General features: G+C 57.5%; 18 protein-coding genes. 7 read left to right on the top strand and 11 right to left on the bottom strand.

Going from position 1 to position 19,568, the window contains the following annotated elements; genetic code table 11:
• Window positions 1-118: 118 nt before the first annotated feature.
• Genes sdhB through sdhC form a run of 4 tightly spaced genes read right to left on the bottom strand, consistent with a single transcriptional unit; the run spans window position 119 to window position 3,362 of the window.
• Window positions 119-835 (bottom strand): succinate dehydrogenase iron-sulfur subunit SdhB, encoded by a 717-nt coding sequence (gene sdhB / locus ACOTXT_RS10430; RefSeq protein ID WP_008501090.1) that lies wholly within the window; start codon window positions 833-835, stop codon window positions 119-121.
• A 15-nt stretch (window positions 836-850) separates the two neighbouring features.
• Window positions 851-2,617, bottom strand: a complete 1,767-nt coding sequence (gene sdhA / locus ACOTXT_RS10425) for a succinate dehydrogenase flavoprotein subunit (RefSeq protein WP_008501089.1) — start codon at window positions 2,615-2,617, stop codon at window positions 851-853.
• On the bottom strand, window positions 2,617-2,964 hold the full coding sequence (sdhD, locus tag ACOTXT_RS10420; protein WP_008501088.1) for a succinate dehydrogenase membrane anchor subunit: 348 nt from the start codon (window positions 2,962-2,964) through the stop codon (window positions 2,617-2,619). Before sdhD ends, sdhA begins: the two co-directional genes overlap by 1 nt.
• Window positions 2,958-3,362 carry a succinate dehydrogenase cytochrome b556 subunit gene (gene sdhC, locus ACOTXT_RS10415; RefSeq protein ID WP_020684965.1) on the bottom strand — a complete coding sequence of 135 codons (405 nt, stop codon included), beginning with the start codon at window positions 3,360-3,362 and terminating at the stop codon, window positions 2,958-2,960. Before sdhC ends, sdhD begins: the two co-directional genes overlap by 7 nt.
• Before the next feature lie 639 nt (window positions 3,363-4,001).
• Here sdhC and ACOTXT_RS10410 point away from each other — a divergent pair.
• Window positions 4,002-5,285: a citrate synthase gene (locus ACOTXT_RS10410; RefSeq protein WP_008501086.1), complete on the top strand. Its 1,284-nt coding sequence runs from the start codon at window positions 4,002-4,004 to the stop codon at window positions 5,283-5,285.
• A gap of 85 nt (window positions 5,286-5,370) precedes the next feature.
• On the opposite strand, the gene nei is transcribed toward ACOTXT_RS10410, so the two are convergent.
• From nei to ACOTXT_RS10375, 7 genes are all read right to left on the bottom strand, one after another.
• A complete protein-coding gene (nei, locus tag ACOTXT_RS10405; RefSeq protein WP_021241018.1) occupies window positions 5,371-6,162 on the bottom strand; it encodes an endonuclease VIII in 792 nt (263 codons plus the stop codon).
• Window positions 6,163-6,180: 18 nt separating this feature from the next.
• Window positions 6,181-6,921, bottom strand: a complete 741-nt coding sequence (pxpA, locus tag ACOTXT_RS10400; RefSeq protein ID WP_025912732.1) for a 5-oxoprolinase subunit PxpA — start codon at window positions 6,919-6,921, stop codon at window positions 6,181-6,183.
• A complete protein-coding gene (gene pxpC, locus ACOTXT_RS10395; protein ID WP_021241019.1) occupies window positions 6,908-7,840 on the bottom strand; it encodes a 5-oxoprolinase subunit PxpC in 933 nt (310 codons plus the stop codon). The genes pxpA and pxpC overlap by 14 nt, the downstream gene beginning before the upstream one ends.
• On the bottom strand, window positions 7,834-8,490 hold the full coding sequence (gene pxpB, locus ACOTXT_RS10390) for a 5-oxoprolinase subunit PxpB (RefSeq protein WP_421625310.1): 657 nt from the start codon (window positions 8,488-8,490) through the stop codon (window positions 7,834-7,836). The genes pxpC and pxpB overlap by 7 nt, the downstream gene beginning before the upstream one ends.
• A 14-nt stretch (window positions 8,491-8,504) precedes the next feature.
• Window positions 8,505-9,248 (bottom strand): type 2 GTP cyclohydrolase I, encoded by a 744-nt coding sequence (locus tag ACOTXT_RS10385; RefSeq protein ID WP_021241021.1) that lies wholly within the window; start codon window positions 9,246-9,248, stop codon window positions 8,505-8,507.
• 10 nt (window positions 9,249-9,258) lie between these two features.
• Complete coding sequence (gene phrB, locus ACOTXT_RS10380) at window positions 9,259-10,671, bottom strand: deoxyribodipyrimidine photo-lyase (protein WP_039024417.1); 1,413 nt, start codon at window positions 10,669-10,671, stop codon at window positions 9,259-9,261.
• Between the two features lie 341 nt (window positions 10,672-11,012).
• Window positions 11,013-11,219 (bottom strand): YbfA family protein, encoded by a 207-nt coding sequence (locus ACOTXT_RS10375; RefSeq protein WP_008501079.1) that lies wholly within the window; start codon window positions 11,217-11,219, stop codon window positions 11,013-11,015.
• A gap of 309 nt (window positions 11,220-11,528) precedes the next feature.
• On the opposite strand from ACOTXT_RS10375, the gene kdpF reads away from it, so the two are divergent.
• The 6 genes from kdpF to kdpE are packed head-to-tail and all read left to right on the top strand — an operon-like array spanning window position 11,529 to window position 19,314.
• Window positions 11,529-11,618, top strand: a complete 90-nt coding sequence (kdpF, locus tag ACOTXT_RS10370; protein WP_014069365.1) for a K(+)-transporting ATPase subunit F — start codon at window positions 11,529-11,531, stop codon at window positions 11,616-11,618.
• A complete protein-coding gene (gene kdpA / locus ACOTXT_RS10365) occupies window positions 11,618-13,297 on the top strand; it encodes a potassium-transporting ATPase subunit KdpA (protein WP_333163599.1) in 1,680 nt (559 codons plus the stop codon). The genes kdpF and kdpA overlap by 1 nt, the downstream gene beginning before the upstream one ends.
• An 18-nt stretch (window positions 13,298-13,315) precedes the next feature.
• Window positions 13,316-15,364, top strand: a complete 2,049-nt coding sequence (gene kdpB / locus ACOTXT_RS10360) for a potassium-transporting ATPase subunit KdpB (RefSeq protein WP_049120663.1) — start codon at window positions 13,316-13,318, stop codon at window positions 15,362-15,364.
• Window positions 15,365-15,376: 12 nt separating this feature from the next.
• Window positions 15,377-15,952, top strand: a complete 576-nt coding sequence (gene kdpC / locus ACOTXT_RS10355) for a potassium-transporting ATPase subunit KdpC (RefSeq protein WP_039024418.1) — start codon at window positions 15,377-15,379, stop codon at window positions 15,950-15,952.
• Window positions 15,953-18,640: a two-component system sensor histidine kinase KdpD gene (kdpD, locus tag ACOTXT_RS10350; protein WP_008501075.1), complete on the top strand. Its 2,688-nt coding sequence runs from the start codon at window positions 15,953-15,955 to the stop codon at window positions 18,638-18,640. It abuts the gene before it with no gap.
• Window positions 18,637-19,314 (top strand): two-component system response regulator KdpE, encoded by a 678-nt coding sequence (gene kdpE / locus ACOTXT_RS10345; protein ID WP_008501074.1) that lies wholly within the window; start codon window positions 18,637-18,639, stop codon window positions 19,312-19,314. The genes kdpD and kdpE overlap by 4 nt, the downstream gene beginning before the upstream one ends.
• Window positions 19,315-19,568 lie beyond the last annotated feature (254 nt).

Genomic DNA, 19,568 nt, shown 5'->3' with positions numbered 1-19,568 from the left:
ACTTCAGGGTAGTACAGGGCAGTTTTTAAAGGTTTCTGCATTTTGCCCGGTGGCGCTACGCTTACCGGGCCTACAGTTTCGTAGGCCGGATAAGCGCAGCACCATCCGGCAACGTTACTTACGCACTGCGCTGCAGCAGCATCGACTTAATATGGCCGATGGCGCGCGTCGGGTTCAGCCCCTTCGGACACACACTGACGCAGTTCATGATGCTATGGCAGCGGAATACGCTGAAAGCGTCACTCAGTCCTTCCAGACGGCTGTCGGTTTCGGTGTCGCGGCTATCGATCAGGAAACGATAGGCAGCCAGCAGACCGGCCGGGCCGATAAACTTGTCCGGGTTCCACCAGAACGACGGGCAGGACGTAGAACAGCATGCGCAGAGAATACACTCGTACAGACCATCGAGTTTTTCACGCTGCTCAGGAGACTGTAAGTGCTCACGAGCCGGTGGATTTTGCCCATTATTCAATAAGTAAGGCTTAATCTTCTCATATTGTGCATAGAATTGCCCCATGTCTACCACCAAATCACGCACGACCGGCAGGCCTGGCAGAGGACGGATAACAATTTTCTGACCAGGACGCTGCAACGCTGAAATTGGCGTGATGCAGGCCAGGCCATTTTTGCCGTTCATGTTCACACCGTCAGAACCACACACCCCTTCACGGCAGGAGCGACGGAACGAGAGGGTTGGATCTTTTTCTTTCAGCTGGATTAAGGCATCCAGCAGCATCATGTCGCGACCTTCTTCCGCTTCCAGGGTGTAGTCCTGCATGCGCGGAGCGTCATCAACATCCGGGTTATAACGATAAACTGAGAATTCGAGTTTCATTATCCTGTCTCCGCATTAGTAAGTACGAATCTTCGGCGGGAACGCCGGACGCAGTTTCGGTTCCATGTTGACGCTACGACGCGTCATGGTTTCCGACTCTGGCAGATACAGGGAATGGCACAGCCAGTTTTCGTCATCACGCTCCGGGAAGTCGAAGCGGCTATGGGCGCCACGGCTTTCGGTACGGAAGTTTGCCGACATCGCGGTCGCGAACGCGGTTTCCATCAGGTTATCCAGCTCCAGGCACTCAACGCGCTGGGTGTTGAACTCGCTGGAGGTGTCGTCCAGACGGGCATTTTTCAGACGCTCGCGGATCGCTTTCAGCTGCTCAAGACCTTTTGCCATCGCGTCGCCTTCGCGGAATACCGAGAAGTTGTGCTGCATGCACTCCTGCAGCGCTTTACGGATTTCCACCGGATCTTCGCCGTTACGGTTGCCGTTCCAGCGGTTGAGGCGCTCAAGAGAGGCATCAATTTCGTCGTCGGTCGCGTCACGCAGCGCGCCCTGCTCGGCAATGGATTCCTGCAGATGCAGACCCACTGCGCGACCAAACACCACCAGGTCCAGCAGCGAGTTGCCGCCCAGACGGTTTGCGCCGTGTACGGATACGCAGGCAATTTCGCCCACCGCGAACAGGCCAGGAATGACCACGTCTTCGCCCTGCTCGTTCACGGTCAGCGCCTGACCGGTCACTTTGGTCGGAATACCGCCCATCATGTAGTGGCAGGTTGGGATAACCGGAATCGGCTCTTTCACCGGATCGACGTGCGCGAAGGTGCGGGACAGTTCCAGAATGCCCGGCAGACGGGATTCCAGCACTTCTTTACCCAGGTGGTCGAGCTTCAGCTTGGCGTGTGGACCCCAAGGGCCGTCACAGCCGCGGCCTTCACGGATTTCGATCATGATGGAACGCGCCACCACGTCACGACCCGCCAGGTCTTTCGCATTCGGGGCATAACGCTCCATGAAGCGCTCGCCGTGTTTATTCAGCAGGTAGCCACCTTCACCACGGCAGCCTTCTGTTACCAGCACGCCTGCACCGGCGATACCGGTTGGGTGGAACTGCCACATCTCCATATCCTGCACCGGCACGCCCGCGCGGATAGCCATACCGACACCGTCACCGGTGTTGATGTGGGCGTTGGTGGTGGACTGGTAAATACGGCCTGCACCGCCGGTCGCCAGCACGGTTGCGCGGGCTTTGAAGTAGACCACTTCACCGGTTTCGATGCACAGCGCGGTACAACCAACGATGGCGCCATCGGCGTTTTTCACCAGATCCAGCGCATACCATTCGGAGAAGATGGTGGTGTGGTTTTTCAGGTTCTGCTGATACAGGGTGTGCAGCAGCGCGTGACCGGTACGGTCAGCCGCCGCCGCGGTGCGTGCCGCCTGCTCGCCGCCGAAGTTTTTCGACTGGCCGCCAAACGGACGCTGATAGATGGTGCCATTTTCCAGACGGGAGAACGGCAGACCCATGTGGTCCAGCTCCAGAATCGCTTCCGGGCCGGTTTTACACATATATTCGATGGCATCCTGGTCGCCGATGTAATCGGAACCTTTTACCGTGTCATACATGTGCCATTCCCAGTTATCTTCATGGGAGTTACCCAGCGCAACGGTAATACCGCCCTGCGCAGACACAGTATGGGAACGGGTTGGGAAGACTTTAGAGAGCAGCGCACAGCTCTGGCCACTCTGGGAAATTTGCAGTGCGGCACGCATACCTGCGCCACCGGCACCAATCACAACAGCATCAAATTCTCTGACTGGCAGTTTCATTACACACCCCACACCACAACGAATCCATAAATAACGTAAACCACCAGTGCAACCACAATGGCCAGCTGCAGCGGGAGGCGAATCGCCAGCGGTTTAACGTAATCGGTCAACACCTGCCACATGCCAATCCAGGCATGAATAAGGATGGAGAAAAGGGCCAGCAGGGTGAACACTTTGGTGAAGGCGGATCCGAAGAACCCACTCCAGATTTCCCACGTCAGCGTGCCGCTGGTCGCGAAGAAACCGATCATATAGATGATGTAGAGGGTGAGAACGATGGCGGTAGCACGGACCAGAATGAAGTCATGTACGCCGTTGCGTCCTAATGCGGAGGCGTTGCTTACCATACGAGAACTCCTGCGAGAAGTGAAAGCACGACTGTAATCACAAATGAAATGTTAGCGGAGCGTTTCCCGGCTTCGAAGGTCTCTTCCAGATAGCCAAAGTCCATCAGCATATGGCGAACACCCACCACAACGTGGTACGCCAGCGCGGTCAGAATGCCCCACATGATGAATTTCACGAAGAAGCTGTTCATGATGGCAGAGGCCTGGAGGAATCCTTCAGGGGAAGAGAGGCTGGTGCCCAGTAACCACAGCAGAATACCGACCGCCACAAACGTAATCACACCAGAAACACGGTGCAGAATGGACGCTATTGCTGTTACGGGGAACCGGATCGTTTTGAGATCCAGATTGACAGGTCTTTGTTTTTTCACATTTCTTATCATGAATAACGCCCACATGCTGTTCTTATTGTTTCCTTCCTCCGGACTGCGATGCGGGTCAGACAGCGTTCCTTTTCTATAACTGCGCGTCATGCAAAACAGTGCTTCCAGATGCTTAAACGACACATTACAACGCTGGGTGGCTCGGGATTGCAGGGTGTTCCGGAGACCTGGCGGCAGTATAGGCCGTTCACAAAATCATTACAATTAACCTACATACAGTTTGTCGGGTTTTCTCTGGAACAGTGATCAGGGTCACGATAACAACATCTTTTTAATTTTTAATCATCTGATTTGACAAATGTTAAACAATATTGTTACAAACGTCATCAGAAAAGGCATATAATGCGCAAAAGTTATGAGGTCTCTCTTTCACCTGACAAATAGTTATGTAACAGTGTGATGGTATTGACCGAAGTTATCAGGACAGTTATTAGTGATATACAGGTTTGAATAATTCGGACTGCAAAAACGCTGATTTGCTGTTGTTTCACTGATATTTCATTCGTTTACCTGCAAGGCGCCATAGCTCTGTACCCTGGTTTGTCCTCGTGAGCTGAGCGGTAAGCCAAATAACAATCTGGTAACGGTGATTAACAGCTGAAAGCAAATCCGGTAAAGCGCAGTCTTAAGCATAAGGCGCTAAGGAGACCGTAAATGGCTGATACAAAGGCAACGCTCACCCTAAATGGTGACACTGCTATTGAACTGGATGTGCTAAAAGGCACGCTCGGTCAGGATGTTATTGATATCCGTACGCTGGGTTCCAAAGGGGTATTCACCTTTGACCCTGGATTTACCTCTACCGCATCTTGCGAATCCAAAATCACCTTTATCGACGGTGACGAAGGTATCCTGCTCCATCGCGGCTTCCCTATCGATCAGTTAGCCACCGAATCCAACTATCTGGAAGTGTGCTACATCCTGCTGAACGGCGAAAAACCGACGCAGGCCCAGTTCGATGAATTTAAAACCACCGTGACCCGTCACACCATGATCCATGAGCAGATTACCCGTCTGTTCCATGCGTTCCGTCGTGACTCTCACCCAATGGCGGTGATGTGCGGGATTACCGGTGCGCTGGCCGCGTTCTACCACGACTCCCTTGACGTGAATAACCCGCGTCACCGTGAAATCGCCGCTTACCGTCTGCTGTCCAAAATGCCTACCATGGCGGCGATGTGTTACAAATACTCCATCGGCCAGCCGTTTGTGTATCCGCGTAACGACCTCTCCTACGCGGGCAACTTCCTGCGCATGATGTTCTCCACGCCGTGCGAAGAGTACGAAGTGAACCCGGTTCTGGAACGCGCGATGGACCGTATTCTGATCCTGCATGCTGACCACGAACAGAACGCCTCGACCTCAACCGTTCGTACCGCAGGCTCTTCAGGCGCGAACCCGTTCGCCTGTATCGCTGCGGGCATCGCCTCCCTGTGGGGACCGGCGCACGGCGGCGCCAACGAAGCGGCGCTGAAGATGCTGGAAGAGATCAGCACCGTTGAGCACATTCCTGAGTTCGTGCGTCGCGCGAAAGACAAGAATGACTCCTTCCGCCTGATGGGCTTCGGTCACCGTGTTTACAAAAACTATGACCCGCGCGCCACCGTGATGCGTGAAACCTGCCACGAAGTGCTGAAAGAGCTGGGTACCAAAGATGACCTGCTGGAAGTGGCGATGGAGCTGGAACACATCGCGCTGAACGACCCGTACTTCATCGAGAAGAAACTCTACCCGAACGTCGATTTCTACTCTGGCATTATTCTGAAAGCGATGGGCATTCCGTCTTCCATGTTCACCGTGATCTTCGCCATGGCGCGTACCGTAGGCTGGATTGCGCACTGGAACGAAATGCACAGCGAAGGCATGAAGATCGCCCGTCCTCGTCAGCTGTATACCGGCTACGAGCAGCGTGATTTTAAGTCTGACCTGAAGCGCTAAAAGTTAAGCCCGGTGGCGCTACCGCTTACCGGGCCTACAAATGCGAAACGTAGGCCGGGTAAGGCGTAGCCGCCACCCGGCTTTTTTATTTTTGACAATGTGGACACCAGTAAAAGGGTCTCGAAGAGAGCATAATCCTGTCGATAATCCCGCCGCACCGCTCGCACTTCTTCCCCGCCCGATGAAACACCTTGAACCGGAACAGCGCCCCGTGGTGCTTGTTTTCATCTACGATGCCACGCGTGTTGTACGACAGCCGCGGGATGTCCAGCAGCGCGTGGGACAGCGCCTCCAGCTGTTCATCGCTCAGCTGAGAAGCTTTGTGCTGCGGTGCCAGCCCGACTTCCCAGAGGATCTCCACCCGTAGGTAGTTGCCAAGCCCGGCGAGAAAGGCCTGGTCAAGGAACAGGCCGGAAAACTGCCGGTTGCGGAATGTGGGCGATAGCAGCCGGGCCTTCACGTCGCTCGCCGTCAGGCGCATATCCAGCACGTCCGGCCCAACCCGCTGTAAGAACGGGTGCGTGAGCAACTGCTCAGGCGTTAACATTTCGATATCAGAGGCGCTATAGAGCAGGATCGCCTTATCCGCCGTTTGCAGCCTGACGCGCAGCACGCGGGTCGTTTGCGGCTGTTCACCCGCCTCCACCACGCGCCACACGCCGTAAAGCTGGTTGTGGCTATATAACGTCAGGTTATGGGAAAAGTGCGTGAGCAACGCTTTGCCGCGCGTTTCAATATGCGTTACCGACTGCCCCACCAGCTGTGATTCAAACGGTTTCAGTTGAGGAAAAGCAAACCAGACCTCCGTCAGCGGTTTGCCCTTTATCGCCGCCTCGAGGCTATCCGCCGCGCGGCGGATCTCCGGGCCTTCTGGCATTTTTCTGTCCTTTTATGATTAATCTGCGCTGACAAGAATGCCCTCTTCAGCGAACGCGGCCCGCAGGCGGCGCGCGAACTGGAGCGCATGCTCGCCATCGCCGTGTAAACATACCGTATCAGCCTGAACGTGCGCCGTTGTGCCATCCACGGCGGTCACTCGCCCGTAGCGCACCATCTCCAGCGTCTGCGCCAGCGCTTTCGCTTCATCGGTAATCAGCGCACCGGCTTGCGTGCGCGGAACCAGACTGCCGTCCGGCATGTATCCCCGATCGGCAAACACCTCCTGCCGCGTGGTCAGCCCCAGCCGTTCTCCGGCACGAATAAGCTCACTGCCCGCCAGGCCGACCAGAATCAGCTGCGGATTACAGTCCCGCACCGCACGGGCAATCGCCGCCGCCAGCACCGGGTCTTTTGCCGCCTGGTTATAGAGCATACCGTGCGGCTTCACGTGACGCAGTACGCCCTTCCCGGCGCGAACCATCGCCTCCAGCGCGCCAGTCTGGTAGAGCACCTGCGCGTAGACCGTCTCAGGCGGCAGGTCCATCGCGGTGCGGCCAAAGTTATCCCGGTCAGGGAAGCTCGGGTGAGCGCCAATCGCCACGCCATTTTTGATGGCATGACGCACGCTCTCCAGCATGGTTTGCGCATCGCCTGCGTGGAAGCCGCAGGCAATATTGACCGAAGAGACCAGCGTCATTAGCGCCGCGTCGGCGCTGCCGCCCTCGCCCAGATCGGCGTTTAAATCAATCTTTACCATCGAGCCTCCACGCCAGCTGTTCGAGATAGCGCTGCTGATCCTGCCGCGCCTTTAGCGCTTCCTCCAGCGAACACTGCACGAAGTGAATCGGCTGACCGAGGGGAATTTGCGCCAGATGGTAGCGATCGGCTTCAATAATGCAGGCAATTCGCGGATAGCCCCCCGTCGTCTGCGCGTCGTTCATTAAGACGATCGGTTGCCCGTTGCCTGGAACCTGAATCACGCCGGGCAACAAACCGTGGGAGAGCAGTTCCCGGTCGGTGGTCCGGATCAGCGGCTGCCCCTGCAGACGATAGCCCATTCGGTTACTCTGCGGACTAAGCTTCCACGGCGCGCGCCAGAAAGACTCTTTTGAGGCCTCGTCGAACTCATGATATTCCGGCCCCGGTAAGGCGCGGATCTGGTTTCCCCAGAGAAGTTGTTTTACCCCCTGAGCCGTCGAGAAGTGACGCGAAGAGGGCTTAATCGCCAGGCGATCGCCGTCGCGCAACAGACGTCCTTCGTGACCGCCTATCCCGGCTTTCTGATCGGTACTGGATGAGCCCAGCACCTCAGGCACATCAATGCCGCCAGCCACCGCGAGATAGCTACGCACGCCGTGCAGAGGACGCTTTAAGGTCAGACGCTGCCCGGCTTTCGCCCGCAGACGCCAGCCGGTCCACACCGCTTTGCCGTCCAGCGTGGCATCACAGCCGGCGCCGGTGAGCGCGAACCAGGTCTCCTGACCAAACTCAATGACACACTGGCCGAGCGTAATTTCGAGCGCCGCCGTGCTGCCGGGGTTGCCCACCAGCACGTTAGCGATTTCCAGCGCAGGACGGTCCAGCGCGCCACAATAGCTCACGCCGGACTGGCGCATGCCAAAGCGCCCGGCATCTTGTACGGAGGTGTAAAGCCCGGCGCGAATAAGCGTTAACATACCCCCTCCTTCTGCGGGATTAAGCGAAGGGTGTCGCCCGGGCGCAGGAGTATTGGCGACGCCAGCGCGGGGTCAAATAACGGGGTGGCGGTATGCCCAATAAGCTGCCAACCACCGGGCGAAGCCAGCGGATATACGCCGGTCTGCTCGCCACCAATCGCGACCGTCCCCGCCGGTACGCTCAGGCGAGGTTCAGCGCGGCGCGGCGTATGCAGCCGGGGAGATAATCCCCCCAGATACGGGAATCCGGGCTGGAATCCCAGGAACCAGACGACGTAATCCACCGAACTGTGCAGCTCAACCACCTGCTTTTCGGTGAGCCCGCAATGGTCTGCTACCACACCAAGATCCGGTCCCCCCGTACCGCCATAAACGACCGGGATTTCAATGGCACGCGATTCCGGCTCCAGCGCCTCGCTCTCTTCCCACCAGCGCTGTAAACGCTCGATGGCATCCAGCGCCAGCGTATGCGGGCTACGCAGTACCACCGTGATGTTATTCATCCCCGGAATGGCTTCAACCACGTCCGGCAGATCGACCAGACGCTGGGTTAGCCGCCAGATACGCTTTTGCGTGGCAAGGGTCACCGGCGGCTCGAGCTCCAGAACCACTGCCGTTTCTCCCAGAAGATAACAACGCGCTCGCTGCACTCAGGCACCTCTCATCAGGCCGGATTAGGGATATCAATAAAGGTTACATCCAGATCGGTATTTTCCGTCAGCCACTCGCTGAGGGCCCGAATGCCGCCGCGCTCGGTGGCATGATGACCGGCCGCGTAGAAATGCAGCCCCTGTTCACGCGCCGAGTGAATGGTCTGCTCGGAAACCTCGCCGGTGATAAAGGCATCAACACCGAAGCGCGCGGCGCTGTCGATAAAGCCCTGCCCGCCCCCGGTGCACCAGGCAACGCGTTTTACCAGGTCCGCGCCCGTATCGCCGCACCACAGCGGGCGACGCCCCAGGCGCGCTTCAATCCACGAGGCCAGCTCCAGTCCGGGAACCGGCATCGCCAGCTCGCCCCACGGCACCAGCGGCTCGATTTCGCCCATTACGGTTATCCCCAACAGCTGCGCAAGCTGAACGTTGTTGCCCAGTTCCGGGTGTGCGTCCAGCGGCAGGTGGTAACCGTACAGGTTGATGTCATTTGCCAGCAACGTTTTCAGGCGGTTGCGCTTCATGCCGCGAATAATCGGTGATTCGTTTTTCCAGAAGTAGCCGTGATGGACAATCACCGCATCGGCTTCCTGACGGACAGCCTCGTCCAGCAGCGCCTGGCTTGCCGTGACGCCGGTGATAATTTTCTGCACCGTTTCGCGCCCTTCTACCTGCAGGCCATTTGGGCCGTAGTCGCTAAAGGAGGCGGTATTGAGTTTTTCGTTAATCAGGCGTTCCAGTTCACTGTTTTTCATCTTTATGCTCTCAAACTTTTCGGGCGGCTTCGTACGCCGCCAGCGTGGCGGTGCGCGCCTGTTTATGGTCAACAATCGGGCGGGGATAATCGAGCTTTACGCCCTGTTTATCCGCCCATGCCCACGGGTCGTGGATCGCTTTTGCAGGAACGTTCCTGAGCGCGGGCAACCAGCGGCGGATAAAGTCGCCGTTGGCATCAAATTTTTGCCCCTGAGTGGTCGGATTAAAAATCCTGAAATAGGGAGCCGCATCGGTGCCGGTAGAGGCCGCCCACTGCCAGCCGCCGTTATTCGCAGCGAGATCGCCGTCGATCAGCTGAGAGATAAAATAGCGCTCTCCGATACGCCAGTCGATAAGCAGATCCTTCACCAGAAAGCTGGCGGTAATCATTCGCAGGCGGTTGTGCATCCACCCGGTTTCATTCAGCTGACGCATGGCGGCATCAACAATCGGATAGCCCGTTTCCCCTTTTTGCCAGGCCTGTAAACGTGCCTCATCGTGCTGCCATTTTACGTTGTCGGTCCAGGGGATGAACGGACGATGCTTACAGAGATCGGGATGATACGTCATCAGATGGCGATAGAATTCGCGCCAGATAAGTTCGTTCAGCCACACCGAACCCGCCCCACCGTCCATCGCCTGCGGCTGCTCGGCCAGAAGACGATGTAAACACTGGCGAGGAGAGAGTACGCCCAGCGCCAGGCTTGCCGATAAGCGGCTTGTCCCTTCAATCGCCGGGAAATCCCTGCGCGCGTCGTACTCTCCCGCGCCCTGTTTGCAAAACTGGCGCAGCTTCGCAATTGCTGCCTTCTCGTTTGCGGGGAACAGAAGCTCATCGAATGCCTGTTGGGGATAGTTAAACGTTAATTCAGGCAGCGTGGTTATAGCTTCCCCTCTGGCTGCGGGTGCGGGTACGCACTCCGGCAGCGCCTCTTTCAGACGTTTAACAAAAGCATTTTTAAACGGCGTGAACACTTTATACATTTCATGGCCGCCGGTCATGACGCTGCCCGGTGCCAGCATTACGCTGTCATCAAATCCTTCACAAACCACCTCGCCCAGAATGTTCTCCAGTTGGCGATCCCGCAGCCGTTCGTTCAGCTCGTACTGGTAGTTATAAAAAAGATGCGTGACGCCGTTCTGCTGACATACCTCCCGCAACATCTTAAGCTGCGCGGCAAAGTCACTGACCTCTTTGTAGATCAGCGGGATACCTTTTTCAGCAAGTGAGTGTTGCAGATCGTTCAGATGCGATTTGAGGTAAGCCGCCTGCCGCGGGGCCATATCATGCTGCTGCCACTGTTCGGGCGTAGCGATAAACAGCGCCAGCACGCTGGCGTCATCGGAACGGCAGGCTGCCGCGAGTGCGAAGTTGTCATGTACGCGCAGGTCCGCGCGAAACCAAACCAGATGGGTGGGCATAAAACTCCAGGCTATTGTCCATTATGTCCATAAGGGCATGCCGTAAAAGGAAAAAGCATGCATTGAACTACTTTGCCATGAAGTGTAGACGGGATGAAGTAAAAAAGGCCGCCCAAGGCGGCCTTACAGACTAATGACAAGGTGAATGCTGTGCATTTCGCCCGGCGGCGCTACGCTTGCAAGGGCCTACAATAAAACATGCAATGCATTGATCTCTTTGCCCTGTGTAGGCCGGGTAAGCGCAGCGTCACCCGGCAAGAAAGACGGCTATTATGTGCCTGTAAACCCTGACGAGGGGCTATCGCTCCCCCCGGCGTTTTTTTCTGGGTGTCGTCTTAGTATCAGTAAAAATCGCAGGTCGCTTTCTCGGCCTGATCCATCCACACCGGCTTCTCGCTGGTTTTCGCCCAGACGCGGTGCAGATAGCTATAAAAACGTGCACGATCTTTCCAGAACAGCATCACCGGCAGAGCCAGTACGCCAGCCACTACGGCGAAAGCGCGGCGCATGAACACGATATGAGCCGGAAACTCTTTATAAAGATCCATATTTTTCTCCCCTATAGTTGGCCGGAAACGTCATCCGGAAAATTCAAAATCTGTGACCTGGCTAAAATAATATCGCTTTGTTTGTAATTTTACTACTCATCCGACCACTTATTTTCGTCCGTTTAGCCAAAATTTACATTCACGCCGTAATTAAGTTACAAAAAAGTTAACGATTTACTTATCAATAGTTAAATTGTGGGCTTTGCCATTTTTATACTTTTTTTACACCCGCCCTTCTCATTTTTGCGAAATCTTTGCGCCATAAATCCTACCGTTAGCACAACAACAAAAGTCACCCGGAGGTGGATTGTGAGTGCAGGTCTTATTGCCGGCATCGTGCTGGTGTTCCTGTTATTGGGTTATCTGGTTTATGCCCTGATTAATGCGGAGGCATTCTGATGGCTGCTCAGGCGTTTTTGCTTATTGCCAGTTTCTTAGTGGTGTTGTTCGTCCTGGCAAGGCCACTGGGCTCGGGGCTGGCACGGCTGATCAATAACGTTCCCCTGCTAGGCACGGGAAGCGTTGAAAAAGGGATCTGGCGCGTACTGGGTATAGACGATCGGGAGATGAACTGGCGTGACTATCTGATCGCTATTCTGCTGCTGAATATCATTGGCCTCATCGCGCTTTTTGCCATGCTGATGTTGCAGGGTGTCCTGCCTTTGAATCCGCAGCAGTTACCGGGCCTGTCCTGGCATCTCGCGCTAAACACGGCGGTCAGTTTTGTCACCAACACCAACTGGCAGTCCTATGCCGGTGAAACCACGCTCAGCTACTTCAGCCAGATGGTCGGGCTAACCGTGCAGAACTTCCTCTCTGCCGCCAGCGGTATTGCGGTGATCTTCGCGCTAACGCGGGCGTTTGCGCGCCAGAAAGTGAGCACGCTGGGTAACGCATGGGTAGACCTGACGCGCATTACGCTGTGGATCCTGCTGCCGATTGCGCTGCTGATCGCGCTGTTCTTCATACAGCAGGGCAGCCTGCAAAACCTGCTGCCTTACGCACCTTATACCTCGCTGGAAGGGGCAAAACAGCTCCTGCCGATGGGGCCAGTGGCGTCGCAGGAAGCCATCAAAATGCTCGGAACGAACGGTGGCGGCTTCTTCAATGCCAACTCGTCGCACCCGTTCGAAAACCCGACCGCCCTGACCAATTTTGTGCAGATGCTGGCGATTTTCCTGATCCCCGCCGCGCTCTGCTTTGCCTTTGGCGACGTGGTCAACGATCGCCGTCAGGGGCGTACCCTGCTCTGGACCATGTCGCTTATTTTCGTGGTCTGTGTTGCGCTGGTGATGTGGGCCGAATGGCAGGGTAATCCGCACTTCCTCTCACTGGGTGCAGATAGCACAATCAACATGGAAGGTAAAGAGAGCCGCTTTGGCATTCTCGCCAGCAGCCTCTATGCAGTCGTCACCACGGCAGCGTCGTGCGGGGCCGTCAATGCCATGCATGATTCCTTTACGGCGCTGGGCGGCATGATCCCAATGTGGCTGATGCAGATTGGTGAGGTGGTGTTTGGCGGCGTGGGCTCCGGTCTTTACGGCATGCTGCTGTTCGTGCTGCTGGCGGTGTTTATTGCCGGTCTGATGATTGGCCGCACCCCGGAGTATCTGGGTAAAAAGATCGACGTTCGCGAGATGAAGTTAACCGCGCTGGCAATTCTGGTCACCCCGGCTCTCGTGCTGCTCGGCACCGCGCTGGCGCTGATGACCGAGGCCGGACGCAGCGGCATCTTTAACCCTGGCATTCACGGTTTTAGCGAAGTGCTGTATGCCGTCTCCTCTGCCGCCAACAACAACGGCAGCGCCTTTGCAGGCCTAAGCGCCAACTCTCCATTCTGGAACTGTCTGCTGGCGTTCTGCATGTTCGTGGGCCGCTTCGGGATCATTGTGCCGGTCATGGCGATTGCCGGATCGCTGGTGAACAAAAAAATCCAACCGACCACCACCGGAACGTTACCGACCCACGGCGCGCTGTTTATCGGCCTGCTGACGGGCACCGTGTTGCTGGTCGGCGCCCTGACCTTTATCCCCGCCCTCGCGTTAGGCCCGGTCGCGGAATACCTCTCTTTACGCTGATTTTGCGGAGAAATTGTCATGAGTCGTAAACAACTGGCCCTGTTCGAACCGTCATTAGTTCGCCAGGCGCTCATGGATGCGGTGAAAAAGCTGAGCCCGCGCGTGCAGTGGCACAACCCGGTGATGTTTATCGTCTGGGCGGGAAGCGTCCTGACCACCGCCCTGGCGATTGCCATGGGAACGGGCCATATGCCGGGAAATGCGATGTTTACCGGCGCCATCAGCCTGTGGCTGTGGTTTACCGTGCTGTTCGCCAACTTTGCGGAAGCGCTGGCGGAAGGCCGGAGTAAAGCCCAGGCCAACAGCCTGAAAGGGGTGAAAAAGACCGCCTTCGCACGCAAGCTACGTGAACCGAAGTACGGTGCCCAGATGGACCACGTTCCGGCAGATGAACTGCGTAAAGGCGATGTGGTGCTGGTGGAAGCCGGTGACATCATCCCTTGCGACGGCGAAGTTATTGAAGGGGGCGCATCGGTGGATGAGAGCGCTATTACCGGCGAATCCGCGCCGGTGATCCGTGAGTCCGGCGGCGATTTCGCCTCCGTGACGGGCGGGACGCGCATTCTCTCCGACTGGCTGGTGATCCAGTGTAGCGTTAACCCGGGTGAAACCTTCCTCGACCGGATGATCGCCATGGTGGAAGGCGCACAGCGCCGTAAAACGCCAAACGAGATTGCCCTGACCATCCTGCTGGTGGCCCTGACCATCGTCTTCCTGCTGGCAACCGCGACGCTGTGGCCGTTCTCTGCCTATGGCGGTACCGCGGTCACCGTCACGGTGCTGGTGGCGCTGCTGGTTTGTCTGATCCCCACCACCATCGGCGGCCTGCTGTCGGCCATCGGCGTGGCCGGCATGAGCCGTATGCTCGGTGCCAACGTCATCGCCACCAGCGGGCGTGCGGTAGAAGCCGCCGGTGACGTGGACGTCTTGCTGCTGGATAAAACCGGCACCATTACCCTCGGCAACCGTCAGGCGTCGGATTTCTTACCCGCCCCGGGGGTGGATGAAAAAACGCTGGCGGATGCCGCGCAGCTCTCATCCCTTGCCGATGAAACCCCGGAAGGCCGCAGCATTGTGATCCTCGCCAAGCAGCGCTTTAACCTGCGCCAGCGCGACGTGCAGAACCTGCACGCCACGTTCGTGCCCTTCACGGCGCAAACCCGCATGAGCGGCATTAACATTCAGGATCGCATGATCCGTAAAGGCTCGGTTGACGCCATCCGCCGCCACATTGAGGCCAATAACGGCCACTTCCCGCCGGAAGTGGACAGCCTGGTCGAAAGCGTGGCCCGTCAGGGGGCGACGCCGCTGGTGGTGGCCGAAGGCGCGCGCGTGCTCGGGGTCATTGCCCTGAAGGACATCGTCAAAGGCGGCATCAAAGAGCGCTTTGCCCAGCTGCGTAAAATGGGGATCAAAACGGTGATGATCACCGGGGATAACCGTCTTACCGCCGCGGCGATTGCCGCCGAAGCGGGCGTGGATGATTTCCTTTCCGAAGCCACACCGGAAGCCAAGCTGGCACTGATTCGTCAGTATCAGGCGGAAGGCCGTCTGGTGGCGATGACCGGTGACGGGACCAACGATGCTCCTGCCCTCGCGCAGGCCGACGTGGCGGTGGCGATGAATTCCGGTACCCAGGCCGCAAAAGAGGCGGGCAACATGGTCGACCTCGACTCTAACCCGACCAAACTGATTGAAGTGGTGCACATCGGCAAGCAGATGCTGATGACGCGCGGTTCGCTGACCACGTTCAGTATCGCCAACGACGTGGCGAAGTATTTCGCCATCATTCCGGCCGCGTTTGCTGCGACCTATCCGCAATTAAACGCCCTGAACGTGATGCACCTGCACTCTCCGGCCTCGGCCATTCTGAGCGCAGTGATTTTTAACGCCCTGATTATTGTCTTCCTGATCCCGCTGGCGCTGAAGGGCGTGAGCTATAAGCCGCTCACGGCGGCCGCCATGCTGCGCCGTAACCTGTGGATTTACGGCCTGGGCGGGCTGGTGGTGCCCTTCGTCGGTATCAAGGTTATCGATCTGCTGTTGACCCTGTTCGGCCTGGTTTAAAAGGTGAATCAAATGACCATGTTACGCCCCGCTATACTTCTGTTCATACTGCTGTCTCTCATTACCGGCGGGCTGTACCCGCTGGTGACCACCGCGCTGGGCCAGTGGTGGTTTAAGGATCAGGCCAACGGCTCGCTGATACTGCAAAACGGTGAAAACCGCGGCTCTCGCCTGATTGGTCAGAACTTTACGGATGCCCGCTACTTCCAGGGACGCCCTTCCGCCACTGCCGAAAGCCCGTATAATCCGATGGCATCCGGCGGCAGCAACCTGGCGGGCAGCAACCCCGAGCTGGACAAAGCCGTCGCGGAGCGCGTGGCAGCCCTGCGCGCCGCGAATCCGCAGGCCAGCCGTGACGTTCCCGTGGAGCTGGTAACCGCCTCGGCCAGCGGGCTGGACTACAGCCTGACGCCGGCAGCGGTGGCATGGCAGATCCCGCGCGTCGCCGCTGCCCGTCAGCTGACCGACGAACAGGTGAGCAGGCTTGTGGCAGAGCACACGCAAAAGCCGCTGGTCAGCTTCATCGGCATGCCCGTGGTAAATATTGTTGAGCTGAATCTGGCGCTGGACGCGCTAAGGAAAAACTAAATGACCGACGAGCCCATGCGCCCGGATCCGGACAGGCTGCTCGAACAAACAGCTGAGGCCCATCGCGGCAAACTGAAAATTTTCTTCGGCGCCTGCGCGGGCGTCGGGAAAACCTTCGCCATGCTGACGGAAGCCCAGCGGCTTCGGGCGCAGGGGCTCGATATTCTGATCGGCGTGGTTGAAACCCACGGACGTAAAGAGACGGCATCACTGCTGAAGGGGCTGGCTACCCAGCCGCCCCGCCGCATCAGCCACCGCGGTCGGTTAGTCACCGAATTCGATCTCGATGCCGCCCTCGCCCGCCGTCCCGCGCTTATCCTGATGGACGAGCTGGCGCACAGCAATGCGCCAGGCTCGCGCCACCCCAAACGCTGGCAGGACGTTGAAGAATTACTTGAAGCCGGTATCGATGTGTTCACCACGGTTAACGTTCAGCATCTCGAAAGCCTGAACGACGTGGTCAGCGGCGTGACCGGCATTCAGGTACGCGAGACGGTGCCCGATCCCTTCTTTGATTCCGCGGATGAGGTGGTGCTGGTCGACCTGCCGCCCGATGATTTGCGCCAGCGCCTGCACGAAGGCAAAGTCTATATCGCCGGCCAGGCCGAGCGCGCCATCGAACATTTCTTCCGTAAAGGCAACCTGATTGCCCTGCGCGAGCTGGCCCTGCGCCGAACCGCCGACCGGGTGGACGATCAGATGCGCGCCTGGCGCGATCTGCAGGGACAGGAGCGCGTCTGGCACACGCGGGATGCTATTCTGCTGTGCGTGGGCCACGGCAGCGGCAATGAAAAACTGGTCCGCACCGCCGCGCGCCTGGCGGCCAAATTTGGCAGCGTCTGGCATGCGGTGTATGTCGAAACGCCGCAGCTGCACGCGCTGCCCGAAAACCAGCGCCGCGCGATCCTGAGCTCGCTGCGCCTGGCGCAGGAGCTGGGTGCCGAAACCGCTACCCTTTCCGATCCGCAGGAAGATAAAGCCATTCTGCGCTACGCGCGCGAGCATAACCTGGGGAAAATCGTCATTGGCCGTCGTCAGCATCGGCGCTGGTTTAGCCGAGAATCCTTTGCCGACAAGCTGGCCCGTCGCGCGCCGGATCTGGATCTGGTGATCGTGGCGCTGGACGACAAACCTACCCCCTTACCCAATCGCGCGCCGGACAGCCGTACCTTCAGCGATAAATGGCGCATTCAACTTCGCGGCTGTCTCGTCGCCGTCGTGCTCTGCGCCCTGATTACCGTGATTGCCAGCCAGTGGCTGATCGCGTTTGATGCCGCCAACCTGGTGATGATCTACCTTTTAGGCGTGGTGGTGGTGGCGCTCTTCTACGGGCGCTGGCCGTCGGTCCTGGCGACGGTGATCAACGTCATCAGCTTCGATCTGTTCTTTATTGCCCCCCGCGGGACGCTGGCCGTCTCGGACGTGCAGTACATCCTCACCTTTGCCGTCATGCTCACCGTCGGGCTGGTGATCGGCAATCTGACGGCGGGCGTGCGCTATCAGGCGCGCATCGCCCGCTATCGCGAACAGCGCACGCGCCATCTCTATGAGATGTCGAAATCGCTGGCGGTGGGCCGCACGCCGCTGGATATCGTGCAGACCAGCGAGCAGTTTATCCGCTCGACGTTTCATGCCAGCAACCTGATTTTACTCCCGGACGAACACGGCAAGCTGCGCCCGCTGACCTCCGCCACAGGCATGACGCCCTGGGACGAAGCCATCGCGCGCTGGAGCTTTGACAAAGGCTTACCGGCGGGCGCAGGGACCGACACCCTCCCCGGCGTGCCCTACCAAATTCTGCCCCTGCGCAGCGCCGATAAAAATCAGGGGCTGGTCATCGTGGAGCCTTCCAACCTGCGCCAGCTGATGATCCCCGAACAGCAGCGTTTACTGGAGACGTTTACGCTGCTGGTTGCCAGCGCGCTGGAACGACTGGCCCTCACCGCCAGCGAGGAACAGGCCCGGCTGGCAAGCGAGCGTGAAAGCATTCGTAACTCGCTGCTGGCGGCGCTGTCTCACGATCTGCGTACCCCGCTCACCGTCCTGTTTGGTCAGTCAGAAATTCTGACGCTGGACCTGGCGGCGGAAGGCTCGAAGCATGCCCTTCAGGCCAGCGAGATCCGCCAGCACGTGCTGAATACCACGCGCCTGGTGAATAACCTGCTCGACATGGCGCGTATCCAGTCGGGCGGTTTTAACCTCAAAAAAGAGTGGCTCACGCTGGAAGAGGTGGTGGGCAGCGCGCTGAAAATGCTCGAGCCCGGCCTGGGCGGGCGACATATTGCGCTGAACATGCCCGAGCCCCTGACCTTAATTCATGTTGATGGTCCGCTGTTTGAACGGGTGCTGATCAACCTGTTGGAAAATGCCGCCAAATATGCGGGCGCCAGCGCGCAGATTGGGGTGGATGCGACGGTGGACGACGGCGCGCTTCGCCTTAACGTCTGGGATACCGGCCCGGGCATTCCTGCCGGGCAGGAGTTGGCTATTTTCGAGAAATTCGCGCGCGGCAATAAGGAGTCGGCCATTCCGGGCGTGGGACTGGGGCTGGCCATTTGCCAGGCGATCATTGACGTGCATGGCGGCTCCATTTCCGCGGAGAATCGTCCGGAAGGCGGTGCGCGTTTTTGTGTTACACTTCCTCTGGAAACCCCGCCAGAACTTAATGAATTACCAGAGGATTTGTGATCAACGTTCTGATTGTTGAAGATGAGATCGCCATTAGCCGTTTTCTGCGCGCTGCGCTGGAAGGAGACGGTCTGCGCGTCCATGATGCAGGTACGCTTCAGCGGGGGTTAATTGAAGCCGCCACCCGCAAGCCGGACCTGGTGATCCTCGATCTGGGTCTCCCGGACGGTGACGGCATCGATTTTATTCGTGAAGTCCGTCAGTGGAGCCAGATGCCGATCCTCGTGCTCTCCGCCCGTACTGAAGAGACGGATAAAATCGCCGCGCTGGATGCCGGGGCGGATGACTACCTGATTAAACCGTTTGGCATCGGCGAGCTACAGGCTCGCCTGCGCGTGGCGCTGCGTCGCCACAGCGCCACCACGCCTGCCGATCCAACCTACACGTTTGGGGATATCCGGGTTGACCTGGCCGCGCGGCGCATTGTGCGCGGCGAAGAGGAAATTCACCTCACGCCCATCGAATTTCGCCTGCTCGCCGTGCTGCTCAACAATCACGGCAAGGTTCTCACCCAGCGCCAGCTGTTAAGTCAGGTGTGGGGGCCCAACGCCGTGGAACATAGTCACTATTTACGCATATATATGGGGCACCTTCGTCAGAAACTCGAAGTCGACCCCGCTCGCCCTCGCCATTTATTAACTGAAACCGGTATCGGTTATCGGTTTATGCTCTGAATAACTATTCAGTTTATTTTTAAATAAAATAAAAACCTCTCAGAAAATATTTCATAAATAATCCACTCGATATTTTTTGGGTTATTTATGCCCATTTAAAACATTTGCAATACATCCTGTTAACCCGATATCAACAAATCAGAATTTTGATCTGCGATATTCATCAAAAACGACTATTTATTTCTAAAATGATCGGTTAACGGTGATCTCCTTCACAGTTAATCGCGTTTTCCTGGATAAAATGACCGTGCTTT

The organism is Enterobacter cloacae complex sp. IR5422, from assembly GCF_049238165.1.
In the GTDB taxonomy this organism is placed as follows: Bacteria; Pseudomonadota; Gammaproteobacteria; order Enterobacterales; family Enterobacteriaceae; genus Enterobacter; species Enterobacter roggenkampii.
This window is presented reverse-complemented; position numbering and strand designations above follow the sequence as displayed.